At 58.4% G+C, this 12,753-nt stretch carries 13 protein-coding genes and 1 pseudogene; 9 read left to right on the forward strand and 5 right to left on the reverse strand.

Annotated features, from left to right (window positions below; genetic code table 11):
• Positions 1–31: 31 nt before the first annotated feature.
• Positions 32–829, reverse strand: coding sequence for an IclR family transcriptional regulator (locus P0R31_RS23105; protein WP_275516486.1), 798 nt, complete (start codon positions 827–829; stop codon positions 32–34).
• Between the two features lie 139 nt (positions 830–968).
• Here P0R31_RS23105 and P0R31_RS23110 point away from each other — a divergent pair, with 139 nt between their 5' ends.
• From P0R31_RS23110 to P0R31_RS23135, 6 genes are all read left to right on the forward strand, one after another.
• A complete protein-coding gene (locus P0R31_RS23110) occupies positions 969–2,360 on the forward strand; it encodes an amidase (RefSeq protein ID WP_275516487.1) in 1,392 nt (463 codons plus the stop codon).
• Between the two features lie 294 nt (positions 2,361–2,654).
• On the forward strand, positions 2,655–3,851 hold the full coding sequence (locus P0R31_RS23115; RefSeq protein WP_275516488.1) for an ABC transporter substrate-binding protein: 1,197 nt from the start codon (positions 2,655–2,657) through the stop codon (positions 3,849–3,851).
• Positions 3,852–3,859: 8 nt separating this feature from the next.
• Positions 3,860–4,723 (forward strand): branched-chain amino acid ABC transporter permease, encoded by an 864-nt coding sequence (locus P0R31_RS23120; RefSeq protein ID WP_275516489.1) that lies wholly within the window; start codon positions 3,860–3,862, stop codon positions 4,721–4,723.
• The gene (locus tag P0R31_RS23125) at positions 4,723–5,682 is read left to right on the forward strand and encodes a branched-chain amino acid ABC transporter permease (RefSeq protein WP_275516490.1); all 960 of its coding nucleotides are present in this window, start codon (positions 4,723–4,725) and stop codon (positions 5,680–5,682) included. Before P0R31_RS23120 ends, P0R31_RS23125 begins: the two co-directional genes overlap by 1 nt.
• Complete coding sequence (locus tag P0R31_RS23130; protein WP_275516491.1) at positions 5,675–6,427, forward strand: ABC transporter ATP-binding protein; 753 nt, start codon at positions 5,675–5,677, stop codon at positions 6,425–6,427. The genes P0R31_RS23125 and P0R31_RS23130 overlap by 8 nt, the downstream gene beginning before the upstream one ends.
• Complete coding sequence (locus P0R31_RS23135; protein WP_275516492.1) at positions 6,424–7,125, forward strand: ABC transporter ATP-binding protein; 702 nt, start codon at positions 6,424–6,426, stop codon at positions 7,123–7,125. Before P0R31_RS23130 ends, P0R31_RS23135 begins: the two co-directional genes overlap by 4 nt.
• Before the next feature lie 780 nt (positions 7,126–7,905).
• Here the strand turns inward: P0R31_RS23135 and P0R31_RS23140 are convergent.
• From P0R31_RS23140 to P0R31_RS23150, 3 genes are read right to left on the reverse strand one after another with little or no spacing between them, the layout of a single operon-like run.
• On the reverse strand, positions 7,906–8,325 hold the full coding sequence (locus tag P0R31_RS23140) for an organic hydroperoxide resistance protein (RefSeq protein WP_275516494.1): 420 nt from the start codon (positions 8,323–8,325) through the stop codon (positions 7,906–7,908).
• A gap of 45 nt (positions 8,326–8,370) precedes the next feature.
• Positions 8,371–8,877 carry an FMN-dependent NADH-azoreductase gene (locus tag P0R31_RS23145; RefSeq protein WP_275516495.1) on the reverse strand — a complete coding sequence of 169 codons (507 nt, stop codon included), beginning with the start codon at positions 8,875–8,877 and terminating at the stop codon, positions 8,371–8,373.
• A complete protein-coding gene (locus P0R31_RS23150) occupies positions 8,760–9,005 on the reverse strand; it encodes an NAD(P)H-dependent oxidoreductase (protein ID WP_275516496.1) in 246 nt (81 codons plus the stop codon). Before P0R31_RS23150 ends, P0R31_RS23145 begins: the two co-directional genes overlap by 118 nt.
• A gap of 93 nt (positions 9,006–9,098) precedes the next feature.
• On the opposite strand from P0R31_RS23150, the gene P0R31_RS23155 reads away from it, so the two are divergent.
• Positions 9,099–9,944, forward strand: coding sequence for a LysR substrate-binding domain-containing protein (locus tag P0R31_RS23155; RefSeq protein ID WP_275516497.1), 846 nt, complete (start codon positions 9,099–9,101; stop codon positions 9,942–9,944).
• Positions 9,945–9,979: 35 nt separating this feature from the next.
• Here the strand turns inward: P0R31_RS23155 and P0R31_RS23160 are convergent, their stop codons facing one another.
• On the reverse strand, positions 9,980–10,723 hold the full coding sequence (locus tag P0R31_RS23160; protein WP_275516498.1) for a GntR family transcriptional regulator: 744 nt from the start codon (positions 10,721–10,723) through the stop codon (positions 9,980–9,982).
• Positions 10,724–11,228: 505 nt separating this feature from the next.
• Between P0R31_RS23160 and P0R31_RS23165 the strand changes: the two are divergent.
• Positions 11,229–11,729, forward strand: a pseudogene (locus tag P0R31_RS23165) (3-carboxy-cis,cis-muconate cycloisomerase); the annotation flags it as partial.
• A 46-nt stretch (positions 11,730–11,775) separates the two neighbouring features.
• Entirely contained in the window at positions 11,776–12,753 is a 978-nt protein-coding gene (locus P0R31_RS23170; protein WP_275516501.1) for a tripartite tricarboxylate transporter substrate-binding protein, read from the forward strand.

Below are 12,753 nucleotides of genomic sequence, written 5' to 3' on the forward strand. Positions count from 1 at the left end.
AAATTGTAATGCGAGTGTATCGCATTGCAATTTAAACTGCGGAAATGGCGCGCGCTGCGTGTACGGCGAGCGGGGCAAACCGCTTCTCGAAGTCGGATGGAGACCACTCGGCCAGGGATCCGGCGACGTGAACCGCACCGATTGGCTTTCCAGAATCATCGAGAATCGCGACGCCGCATGCGATTTCGCCGACCATCATTTCTTCGACAACGACCGCATAGCCCGCGTCGCGCGCCTCTTGAACACGAGCAAGGATATGCTCCTTGGCAATCGTGGTCTTAGGCGTCACTTTGACAAGTTCAGACCGATTCAGGATATCCTTGACCTGCTCGAGTGGAAGCTTCGACAATACCGCGCGTCCTCCTGACGTGCAGAACGTCGGAACGCTTCTTCCGCTGAGGTAGCCGTACAGGCTGTCCCGTTTGCTTTGCAGGCGGACGAGGTACAACATTGCCACATCGTCGAACAAGCTGAGATCGATGCGCTCCTGAGCATCGCGTCGAAGCTCGGCCAAGATCGGCAGGGAGTGCGTGATCAGCGGATGTCCGCGGAGGTAGTCGAACGATCTCTGTAAGAGGCGTCGACCCGGCCGATGGCCAAGACTTGTCCTCTCGAGATATCCCAGCTTGACCATGGTGTGGACGAGCCGTTGCGTCGCGCTCTTGTCCAAATCGGCCGCTTCCGCAAGTTCCGATAGCGACAGAGCGTTAGTGGAGTCGGCAAACCCCTCCAGAATTCTGAAAGCCTTGCCGACCGACTTTACGTAGAGTTTGTCCTCGCGATCATCCGATCGAACCGTCTGCTTTCGTCCGGTTGCACGCTTGGCCATTCTCCCGGTTCTCCCTGCTCATTTCTTTGAATTACAACTCGTGTTGGGGCGTTGACGCCGCGCGCCAGAACAGACATTATATAACGATCCAACCGTATCGTACTGCAATACGATTGAAAGGAAGAGAAGAGGTCGTCCATTGTGCGCGCAATATAATCCGGCCGAATTTCGGCCGCCCACCTTCCACGATGCGGTGCCGGCATTCAAGGAGGGACAAAGCAACCCACGAAAATATCTGGAGAAATGTCTGGAAATCATCGAGGCTCGCGAGCCCGTTGTGCGTGCCTGGGTAGAAATGAACCTCCCGGAGGCGAGGTCGGCCGCGGATGCTTCGACCAAACGGTATCAATCAGGACGTCCGCTCTCTTCCATCGACGGTATGCCTGTCGGCATCAAAGATCTCTTGATGACCAGGGATATGCCCACCCGCATGGGTTCACCCTTGTATGAAAACAATTTCCCAAAGCAGGACTCTGCATGCGTTCAAGCGCTTCGGAGTGCCGGCGCGGTCGTCTTGGGCAAGACGGTGACCACCGAACTGGGGATGTCCCATCCCGGGCCGACCACCAATCCCTTTAGCCCGATTCACACCCCTGGAGGATCCTCGAGCGGATCGGCCGCGGTTATTGGAGCGGGGATGGTGCCTGCGGCGATCGGAACGCAAGTCGTGGGCTCAGTCATCCGACCCGCAAGTTTTTGCGCCAACTACGCAATCAAGCCGACCATGGGCGCCTTGAACCGCGGCGAACGGCAAGGCTTCAGCCAAAGCCATGTCGGCGTCCACGCGGGCAGTCTCGCAGACATGTGGCACGTCTCCATTGAAATCGCGAAGCGTTCGGGCGGAGATCCAGGTTATCCAGGTCTCTTCGGAGGCACGGAACTCCACGCGGCGGAGCGTCCGACCCGGCTCATCGTCATGGAAGCGCAGGGGGGGCCAGAGCTGGACCAGGCAACGAGAGGTGCATTCGAGGGCCTCCTATCGGATCTCGGTCGTGCAGGCGTCGAGATCATTCGTCGCACCGACCATTCACTTGTCGAGGCTTTCGAGCAGGCGATCAGCCACAGCCTTGAGATCACACGGGACGTTTGCGCATACGAGATGCGCTGGTCTCTTGAGAATCTCGTGCAGCAGTTCGGCGGAGGACTTAGTGACAGCCTCACTTCGCGCCTGGAAATTGCGCGGCGAATGACCCAGGACGATTATCGGCTCGTGATCTCGAGACGCGAAGCAGCTAGAGCCGCCCATGCCACAATCGCCCATATCGCAGACGCCATCATATCCCCGTCTTCGATCGGGCCGGCGCCGCGACTCGATAACAAAGGCGTGGATTCGGGCGTCGTTCATACGACCGGTCTGCCCAACTACAATGCCGTAACTTCGCTGCTCGGAGCCCCTACGATCACCATACCTATGCTTGCGGTCGGCGGACTTCCCGTAGGGGTCCAGGTGGTCGGGCAGCCTCACACGGATGATCATCTCGCCGGTATCGCGCGTTGGATTGCGGAAACAATCCCGGCGCGTTCAGTCTGAATGAAGAGGACGTGCGTCCGGCGCACGTCATCTTTCGCTTCCGGCCGCAAGACTATGCGTCCCGCGCGCATCTCGTGCAGAGTGCGATCGGTTGGGGATCTCTCGCGATCCGCCGCCGGGAAAGCCTCCTGCGGTAAAACGAGGAACCCGAGCATTCCTCGTCCTCGCGTGAACCTTTTGTGTTGCAAGCAACACAGTGCTGCGATCTAATACGAATAAATGCGATCGTATCGCATTGCAATTCATGCGACGTGACGACCAGGACGATTGATGTCTGCATTAATGGAGGGACCAATGCGAAATCGTAGAGAGATCCTGGCCGCCGCCGCAGTCGGAATCGCGACACCGTCGCTGCTTCGACGAGCTTGGGCACAACAAGATGCAATCGAAATCGGCAGTCTGGTTTCTCTCTCCGGCACGTTCGCCAACATCGGAGAACAGGTGGACATTGGCAGCAAGATTGCCATTGATCACTACAAAACCGCGGCGGGGCGACCGCTTCGCTATGTCCAACTGGATGATCAAGGAGACCCGGGTCGAGCAGTACGGCTCACTCAAGATGCTATTCGTGACCGAGGCATTCGCTTCTTCATGAATTGCACCAATAGCGCAATTGCGCTGGCTGTCGCGAAGGAGGTCGCGAGCAGCGGAGGCGTCTACATCAATCAGGCCGGCGCGGACGAGATGACCGGCACACTCTGCAACAAGAATACCTTTCGATGGCCGGTTGCGACCTATAGTGCCGTGAACACGACCGTCCGTCCATTCATGAAGCAGTTCCCCGATGCAAAAAAATGGTACACGATCACGGGTCAATACGTCTTCGGCGATAGCCTTCTGAAGAATTTGAAGGATGTTCTCGGTGAGCTCGGCGGACAGCACGTTGGCAACAGCTATCATTCCCTGAGCGACCGAGAATACAGCGGCTTCATCACTGCGGCGATTGCTGCGCAGCCCGATGTGCTGTGCATTTGCAATTTCGGCAGCCAGACCACCGACGTGTTGCGGCAGGCCGTCAGCTTTGGGATGAAACGCAATACGAAAATCGTCGTCGTCTGGTCGACGGGACTCGACCAATTCCAATCGCTGGGCCCCGATATCTGCGAGGGCGTCTATTTTGGCGCGAACTATTGGCATGGCGTCGATGCGCCCGGCAACCGGCTGCTCACGGGAGTGATCAAAGACAAGTTGAAGGTGACTCCCAGCTATCTCCTGACGGCCGGGTGGGCCTGCACGCAGGCAACCGTCGAGGCCCTCAACAAGGCGGGGAGCGCCGAGGTGCCGGCGGTGATCAAAGCTTTCGAAACGCTTAGCTACGAAGGGCCGACGGGACTCGAGAAAGTCCGGGCCGAAGATCATCAGGTTCTGAAGGACTACTATCTCCTGTTGGGTAAACCCAAAGCCAAGATGCTCGACAAAGACGACTACGTAGACGTCATCTCGGCCCAGAAGGCATTTCTCCCGCCTGATAAAACAGGCTGCAAGCTGTAACTTCGCCCATGTCCGCTCAAGTCCTCATTTTCGGAGCGCTCAATGGCGTCGGCATAGGGATGATCTATTTCATCCTGTCTGTCGGGCTCACCATGATTTTCGGCCTCATGCAGTTCGTGAATTTCGCTCACGGGGCTTTCTACATGGTGTCCGCCTACGCGGCGTTTGCGATTGCGCAGTGGACCGGAAGCGTTCTTCCGGCCCTGCTGATCAGCCCGCTCCTGGCCGCCGCTTTTGCGCTCGCTTCCGAACGGCTGCTACTGCAACGCACGTACAGTCTGCCTCACGAGGCGCAGATCCTGATTACCTTCGCGCTCGCGATCTTGGCGCAGGAATCGGTCACCATGATTTTCGGGACCTTGGGAAAGAATGTGCCGGTGCCGGAGATCTTCAGCGGCGTCGTGATCTTCGGTGGGTTTGTGTACCCGTCATATCGTCTCTTCGTAGTCGGTATTGCCGTTGCGGTCGCGCTCGCAATGTGGCTCGCGATCGAACGCACTCGTTTTGGCGCCATGGTGCGTGCCGCAGCGGAGAACGCCGAAATGATGGGGCTCCTTGGATTTGACTCGCGCAAGGTCTTCATGGCGGCTTTTGCCTTCGGAGGTGCGCTTGCCGGTCTCGCCGGCGCTCTCGCGGCGCCACTACGCGGCGTGGAGCCCCTCATGGGACGTGAGGCCCTGGCTATCGCTTTCGTGGTCGTAATCCTCGGCGGGCTTGGAAGCTTCAGCGGAGCTCTCCTAGCCGCACTGCTGATCGGTATCACGCAGTCCCTCATGAGTATGATCTGGCCGGGAGGGGCTCATCTCATGATCTACGGAGTCATGACGATGATCCTGGCTTTCCGGCCGACCGGGCTCATGGGGCGTTCGTGATGACGACCGAAGGGCTCCGTTTTCCGAACGGGACCACCGTCGTTATTGCGGTGTTTCTCATTGCTCTGCCGTGTATTCTGCCCTCGTTGACATTGGCGAGCGAGATTTTGGTGCTCGCTACTGGGGCTTTGAGTTGCACTCTGCTGCTCGGTTCGGTCGGTCTTCTTTCATTCGGTCAAGGTCTCTATTTCGGCCTAGGCGCATACGTGTCCGCCATTCTCATTCGCGACTTCGAAATGTCTGCGTTGGCGGCCACAATAGCTGCTTCGCTGGCAGGGTGCCTGCTGGCAGCAGCTGCCGGGCTTTTGATCGTGCGACGGCAGGGCGTGTATTTCGTCATGCTCACACTGGCGTTCGCGCAGATGGGCTTTTTTCTCGCATTAGCCTTCCCAAGGCTCACCGGCGGCGAGAACGGGTTCGGAAACGTGCCACGGACGGCCATCGCGTTCGGACAATTCGCGTTGTCAAATCCCCTGCTGCTTTATGTTTTTCTCGCGATCCTTTCCTTTGCAGCGTTCGCGCTGGTGCAGAGAATAGTCGCGTCGCCGTTCGGAAGCGTTCTCAATTCGATCCGCTACAATGAGAGCCGTTCTGAGGCGCTCGGATATGACGCTCGGCGCTTCAAGCTGGCGGCGGTTACCATGGCGGGTGGTATCGCCGCCTTGGCCGGAGCGATGAACACGCTGATGCTCAATTTCGTGCCGTTGAGCGCCATCGACGTGGAAACGAGCGAGCGATTGTTGATAGCTTCTCTGATCGGAGGAGTCGGATCTCCCCTTGGTGCGCTCATCGGCGCGTCGGTCCTGAGCGCAATGTCCGATTTTCTTTCGCCCATTTGGCCGCGCTGGTCCATGGTCGTCGCACTCCTCCTGATAGTGACCGTGCTTTTCCTGCGTGACGGGCTCTTGGGGTTGGGAGGGGTGCTGCGGCGGCAAGGCAAGGAAATGCCGAATGGCTGAGATCCTCCTTACCGCGCAGGGCTTAGGCGTTCGGTTCGGCTCGTTCAAGGCAATCGAGGACCTGAACCTCTCGATCGGCCGGGGGACTCTGCACTCCGTCATTGGTCCTAACGGCGCCGGGAAGACTACGTTGTTCAACGCGTTGAGCGGTACGCGCATCCCCACGCAGGGCGAGATAAGGTTCCAGGGGCATCCAATCACGAACGTCCCCGCGCATAGTCGCGTACATCTGGGGCTTTCGAGGTCTTTCCAGCTGACCAATATCTTCAGGGACCTCTCCGTCGCTGAAAATATCCTATTAGCGCTGCAAGCCGTGGCCGGAAGAGAGGCATGGGCGTTCTGGCGCAATCGCGACCCATTAAAAGTATCCAAGAAACGCGCCGCGGAATTAGCGGACACGGTGGGTTTGTCGGCCCGCTTCGAAGCACGCGCGGGCGACCTATCCCACGGGGCCCAGCGCGCTCTTGAGATAGCCATGGCTCTCGCGTCTGAACCCAAGCTGCTGTTCTTGGACGAGCCTCTAGCCGGTATGGGTCTCGATGATGTTCACCGGACGAAACTCCTCATCAAGAGTCTCGCGCCGGAACGTACAGTCGTTCTGATCGAGCACAACATGAGCGTCGTTCTGGATATCTCGGATACGGTCACGGTGCTCGCCCAAGGAAAGAAGATCGCCGAAGGTTCTCCTCAAGCCATCAGGGCGAACGTCGAAGTAAAAAACGCGTATCTCGGATCTGCCGCATGACTGGACTTATCGTTCGTGATCTGCACGCCTGGTACGAGAAGAGCCACGTCCTGCAAGGCGTGGACGTGCAAGTTCAGCGAGGTCAAACGGTAGCTATTCTTGGCCGAAATGGCGCTGGGAAAACGACCACTCTGCGATCGATCATGGGCTTGGTCCATGCCCAGGGAACGATCACGTTCAACGGCAACTCGTTATCGGAGGTTGCTACGCACGAAATAGCCCGCCGCGGTCTCGCGTTCGTACCGGAAAACAGAGCTGTCTTCACCACTTTAGACGTACGAGAAAATCTCAGTATCGCCTTTCGCAAGGGTTCGCCTTGGACGCCCGACGCAGCCGCCGAGCTGTTTCCGTCGCTCAGAAGGAGATGGAAATCGGCGGCGGGCCGACTCTCCGGCGGCGAGCAGCAAATGCTCGCGATCGCGCGGGCGCTGATGACGAATCCAAGTCTCCTGCTGTTGGATGAGCCCACCGAGGGGTTGGCACCCGTGATTGTCGACGAGCTCGTGCAGCTCATGCTTTCCCTGAAAGCCCGTGGGCTCACCATTCTTCTCGTCGAACAAAGCATACAGGTCTGCCGCGCGGTCGCCGATACTCATGCCATACTGGACGAGGGACGCATAGTCTGGACTGGAACTACGGCGAGCTTGTCGTCCTCAAGCGAGGTTTTGGCGAAGCATCTCACTCTGGAAAGCGCGTAGCTAGACGGTCGAGAGTCAAATGGCGCGACAAATCGTACTAGGGCTCGCAGTCCTTCAGCACGACTTCCGGCCGAGCCATGCCGACGAGCTATCGACTGCTCGCGAGCGATTTCGGAGGTTGGCGTCGCGAGGGTATCTGGCGGCAGTTAGAAGTTACGGTCGGTCTAAGATAATTCGTGAGTTCGATTCAAGCGCCGAGGAGACGCTGTTCTTTCCTGGGCGTGCAGGCGGCGCAGCGTCGGTGGTCGGTCTGGCGACAACACTGATGCTGCTTTCAAGGAAAATGTGCCGTCATCGGGGGACGCCTCGGTCAGCATTCGAGCCGGAAACGCTCCTAAAGGATTGGCTTACTTCCGATCAGCTGGCCCAGTTCGAAGCTACGAGGACATTCGCTGTGGTCGGATGCAGCGGCGCGAGATATCGCATTTCTGCAGGACCGCCACCCTACGTCGTCAGCTTGGATAAACCAGGCGATGTCGATGGAGCGCGCCTTACCGGCGCGGTAACCCGCTCCGAACTCTGCATGCTGATATGGAAGATCGTATTGGAGGCAGGCGAGCCTGAGTTCATTGAACGAATGCAGACAGCAAGTAGACCGATAGTAGATTGTGTGCCGGTCCTGTTTCCCCCGGCATAAGTTGTCGGCCCATAGTCCGCTAGTCCGGTGCTTGCCGTCGTGCGCGCCGAGAGCTTCGACGCAGCAGCGGCGATCGGCCGGGTTTTTGCAAAGATTGTCGGCGCGGCTAGGATATTCTCGCACCCTCGGCGTTTCTGCGTCGATCAAGTAATCCGGAACTCGACCTCTATGTTGCCTCGTGTCGCTCGGGAGTATGGACAAACCTCTTCGTGCGTCACCCTGATCATCTCCTGGATCTCCGCCCTGTCGCGGTTCGGTACTGAAATTTCAAGAACAACTGCGAGTTCGAAAAACCCTTCTCCGTTCTTTCCAATCGCTACGTGAGCCGTGACACTCGATTCACGAATTGGCACTTTCCGTTCCCGCGCCACTCGCATGAGTGCATTCTCGAAGCAGGCTGCGTAGCCGGCAGCGAACAATTGTTCAGGGTTCGTAGCCACGCCCCCCGGGCCGCCCAATTCCTTGGGGTACGCGAGTTGCAGATCTAGAACGCCGTCCGACGATTTGACGCTCCCGGCCCGTCCACCCACGGCGGTAGCGGTTGCGGTGTAGAGAGCTTCCATGAGTACTCCTTGTCAACGGGAGATGCCTGTGGGTCGTCGAGGCGTTCAGAAATCGTCGGCCAGCTCGACCGCCCGCCGTTTGCCTTGAGTTCTTGTCTCCAGATCCACCTCGGATCCAAGGAGAGTCTTTTCGACGTTGATCTCACCAATGTCCGAGATTCCTATGAACCGGAGCCATAGGTCCATGTAGGGGCGTTGCAGGTCGTAAGACTCACGTGGAGTGATCGAAGATTCAGAGAGATAGTCGAGACCTCGGGCGTAGACCACGAGGGCCCGTTTGGCCTTCACGAGGCCGCCCATACCACGTTCATCAAAACTGAAAAGAATGTCCTTTTGAGTGATGAGGTCGATCAGCTGCTTCAATCGATATGGAATGGAGAAATTCCACAGCGGAACCGCAAACACCATCTTGTCGGCGTTTAAAAAGGGCGCCGCTAGGCGTCGAATGGTGTCCCACGCGGAGGCCTGTTCGTTCGTAGAGGGGTACCCGATAAGCCGGCGTACTTGGCGTTCAGAGCGGCCTCGCCAAAGGTCGGAAGGTCGAGTGACCAAACGTCTAGCTTCTCAATTTCATCAGAAGGGTTTTTCGAGCGGTAGGTCTCGATGAACGCCTCGCAAACCTCAATCGAGGCAGAGCGTTGCTTCCGTGGCGATGCTTCGACGTACAGAACCTTGGACATATTTCATCCTCCGGCGTCCTTCGTAACGCCGCCGAATTGACTTAACAAACGAATAAAAAGTGGTACATTGAGCGAAAAAATGGATCAATTGTCATGGCGTTCGAGCCAAGCTTGCTGCGAACCTTCGTCAAGGTTGCCGAAGGTCGCAGTTTCACACGCGCGGCGGAGGCTTTGAACTCCACGCAATCGACGGTGAGCGCCCAGATTCATCGACTTGAAGCCCAGGCCGGTCAGGCGCTATTCGAACGCAACACCCGGAATGTGACCTTGTCGCGGGCTGGAGAAACCCTCCTCGGTTACGCGCGAACGATCTTGCAACTGAACGAAGACGCGCATGCTGCCCTCGTTGGAAGCCATTTCTCGGGGCGATTGAAGATCGGTGTTGCCGAAGATCTCGTCGATGACTGGCTGCCGAAGATTCTCCAACGCTACACTCGCAAGCATCCTGCTCTCGCTCTAGAATTGGAGATCGGCATTGTCACGCAGCTACTTCAGAAACTTGAAGCCCGGGAGCTTGATCTTGCAGTCGGCTCCATTTGCGACGCGAAAATAGCTGGTTGGCGCCTTTGGCAGGAGCCGCTGGTTTGGGCTTTTGCCGAGAAGCGAAGCTTGCCTGACCCGCTGCCGCTTGCATTCTTTCCAGAGCCTTGCCCGTATCGCGAGCTCGCGCTGCGCGCGCTCGCCAAATCGGGCTGTCCTTGGCAGTTTGCGGGCTCGTCTCCGAGTCTCGCCGGCATGCGCGCTATCGTGAGGGCGGGCCTTGCCGCAACGCCATTGCCGCGCGGATTGGTTGGCGCCGGCCTACGTGTCGTTGACGGGGAGAAAGGCCTGCCAACACTGCCGGATGTTGAGTATGTTGTCCATATCCGAAGCGACGATCGAAGAGAGGCCGTGACGACGTTGGCGGGCCTTATACGAGACGCGGCCGGTCGCACGTAAGCACCGGCGCCAATGGTCAGTGACGCAATTTGCAGTCACCTGGTTTCTGCTTGTCGACGCGTAAGCCGGGTCGAGTAGGTATATCTTTCGGCTGGATGTACGCTGAGCGACACCTCAGCCATTTCATTTGAGCTGAAAAAATACTGACGGCGGATCGAGAGCGCGTGTGCGCCCGGTGTGACCTTCAGGGGGTCAGCCAGGTCGCGGGAAACCCCTACTGCGCTTATATCTTGGCGGATCTCGATGAAGCGGCGGCCCGAAATCTTCTCCACGAGAGTACCGAAGATGTCCGGATGGCTGTCCATCCTCGATCGGACCTCCCGGGCAAAAGTGTCGTCTATGTAAACATCGGTCCAGCAGATCGGCTTCGAGTCACCCGGGACCATGCGGAGAAACGAGATGCGTAGCCAGCGGCGACCGGGCTGGCAGCCGAGCGCTCGCGATAACTTTTCATCCGCGACGATCTCCGAAACGCGCTGAACATGGCGTTCCGTCTCGACGCCAAACTGCTGAACAGCTTCTATCGATTCGAGGGACTGGGTGAATCCCCTCGCGCTGCCTTGCGGCGAAGATGCCTCGACCCTCGTTCCTGCGTTTCTCTTTCGGCTGACGATCCCCGAGGCCTGGAGTTCTCGCATCGCGGCTCGCACGGTGGACCGGCTAACAGCGAATTGCTCGGTGAGCTCAAGCTCGTTGGGTAGCAGAGAGCCTACCGGATATCGACCATCGGCGATAGCTTCCATGAGGGCCCGAGCGACGTGGGCGTAACGCGTGACCACCTGAGGCTCCTATTCCGCAATACCCTCGGTCATTCAGGCTGAGCTTGGTCGGCCTCGGTCAGTGGCAAGGCGACTATTCTCCCGTCGAATTGGGAGCGCTGCCGCGACTGTTCAGCATCAATCCAGATAGCAGAGTCGCGGTCGATCGAAATCGCTGTCTCAACCGCCGCTTCGCCAGATACCCAACCCCTTATCGTCGGGCATGCGACCTTCCTGCCGCGCGGTCGCCTTTGCGTTGATCTCAGTTGACCCCGATCGACCGGCTTCCAGGGCAAAAAGGAGCTTGACGAATATGTTCGTACATATTTATATGTTCGAACATATTTGAAGGACAGAGGGATGGGAAGCACAGTTTTCGATTCCATCTTGTTTCGTGAAATGTTCGGGACTGCCGAAATGCGGGACGTTTTCGCTGACGACGCCCTGATAGCTCGCTATCTCGAAGCTGAAGTTGCGTTGGCCAGGGCCCAGGCCCGATTGGGCGTCGTGCCTGCCGAAGCCGCTGACGATGCCCCAAAAGCGCAATCCCATTTCCAGCGAATTGATGCTGGCAGCCGCAAAGGCCGTCCGTCAGCACGTCGCGGCGATGCTGGATGGCATGATCCACGACTTCGAGCGGGCGACCGGCCCTTGGCATCTCGAATGGATATCATTGCCCGAGAGCTTTCTGTTGACGGCCTCATCTCTCGCCAACGCCAAGTTCATGCTCTCCGGCCTTCATTTGCACGAGAACCGAATGCAAGAGAACTTGCACTTGACGCACGGCCTGATCGTAGCCGAAGCGGTGATGATGGCCGCCGCGCCCAAGCTCGGACGTCAGCGCGCCCATGACCGGGTCTATGAGGCTTGTCGCCAATCGCTGGACGACGGCGGCGATCTCGTCGAGATCCTGTGCGGCATGCCCGATATCGTGGAAGCGCTGGGCGGACCTGCCGCCGTGCACAGTCGTTGCGATCCGATAAACTATGTGGGTCTCGCGCCGCAGATGGTGGACCGTATGCACTAGCGGCCTACCCGGAACTGAGCTTCAAGAAACGGTAGAGGAGGTGGTCATGAGCAAAATATGGGTCGGTATCGCATTTGCCATCGTCGCCGCGACCGGTGGCTTCGCTTCCGCCCAGGACTATCCGTCGCGTCACATCACGATGGTCATGCCGTTCTCGGCGGGAGGGCCTGGCGACACGATAGCCCGCCTGCTCGCGCAAGGAATGAGTACCTCGTTGAAGCAGCAGGTGATCGTCGATAACACGTCGGGGGCCGGCGGTTCGATCGGCAGCGCCAAGGTCGCCACTTCTCCCGGCGACGGTTATAGCCTTCTGCTCATCCACATCAGCCATGCGACGAACCCGGCACTGTATCCCCATCTTCGATACGATCCGGTCAAGGACTTCGAACCGATCGGTCTCGTGGTCGAACTGCCTTCCGTCTTCGTGGCTAAGAAGGATTTGCCCGCTGCGAGCTTCGCCGACTTGATCGCCTATGTGAAGGCGAACCAGGACAAGGTAACCTACGCCCATGCCGGAATCGGCTCGGCGGCGCATCTGTGTGGGTTGCTCTTCCAAGCCGCCACAAACACCAAGATGACGCAGATCGCCTATCGCGGCGCAGGGCCTGCCATGAATGACTTGATGGGTGGGCAAGTCGACCTCATGTGCGACCAGATCGTCAACGTGGTCGGCAACGTGCAGGGAGGAGCGGTCAAGGCTTATGCCGTGACGGGAGGAGAGAAAGCGGCGGCGCTGCCGTCCCTTCCGGTGGCAAGCGAATTGGGTCTTCCGAACTTTAACTACAAGGTTTGGTACGGCCTGTTCGCCCCAAAAGGTACACCGAAGCCGGTCATTGACAAGCTCGCCGACGCTCTGAAAGCGGCGTTGGAGGATAGTGTGGTCAAAGAGCGCCTCGCACAGCTAGGCGCAGAGCCCGTGTCCACCGAACGGGCCAAACCAGGTGCGCTTGCCGAGCACCTCCGGGCCGAAATCGACAAATGGGCGCCGATCATCAAGGCCGCCGGCGTGACGGGCGCGCAATGA

This window comes from Bradyrhizobium yuanmingense, assembly GCF_029167105.1.
GTDB classification, from domain to species: domain Bacteria; phylum Pseudomonadota; class Alphaproteobacteria; order Rhizobiales; family Xanthobacteraceae; genus Bradyrhizobium; species Bradyrhizobium yuanmingense_A.

Bases quoted from the DNA above. Each gene is read 5' to 3' on its own strand.
- P0R31_RS23105 (WP_275516486.1), bottom strand. From the start codon at position 829: ATGGCCAAGCGTGCAACCGGACGAAAGCAGACGGTTCGATCGGATGAT.
- P0R31_RS23115 (WP_275516488.1), top strand. From the start codon at position 2,655: ATGCGAAATCGTAGAGAGATCCTGGCCGCCGCCGCAGTCGGAATCGCG.
- P0R31_RS23120 (WP_275516489.1), top strand. From the start codon at position 3,860: ATGTCCGCTCAAGTCCTCATTTTCGGAGCGCTCAATGGCGTCGGCATA.
- P0R31_RS23125 (WP_275516490.1), top strand. From the start codon at position 4,723: ATGACGACCGAAGGGCTCCGTTTTCCGAACGGGACCACCGTCGTTATT.
- P0R31_RS23130 (WP_275516491.1), top strand. From the start codon at position 5,675: ATGGCTGAGATCCTCCTTACCGCGCAGGGCTTAGGCGTTCGGTTCGGC.
- P0R31_RS23135 (WP_275516492.1), top strand. From the start codon at position 6,424: ATGACTGGACTTATCGTTCGTGATCTGCACGCCTGGTACGAGAAGAGC.
- P0R31_RS23140 (WP_275516494.1), bottom strand. From the start codon at position 8,325: ATGGAAGCTCTCTACACCGCAACCGCTACCGCCGTGGGTGGACGGGCC.
- P0R31_RS23150 (WP_275516496.1), bottom strand. From the start codon at position 9,005: ATGTCCAAGGTTCTGTACGTCGAAGCATCGCCACGGAAGCAACGCTCT.
- P0R31_RS23155 (WP_275516497.1), top strand. From the start codon at position 9,099: ATGGCGTTCGAGCCAAGCTTGCTGCGAACCTTCGTCAAGGTTGCCGAA.
- P0R31_RS23170 (WP_275516501.1), top strand. From the start codon at position 11,776: ATGAGCAAAATATGGGTCGGTATCGCATTTGCCATCGTCGCCGCGACC.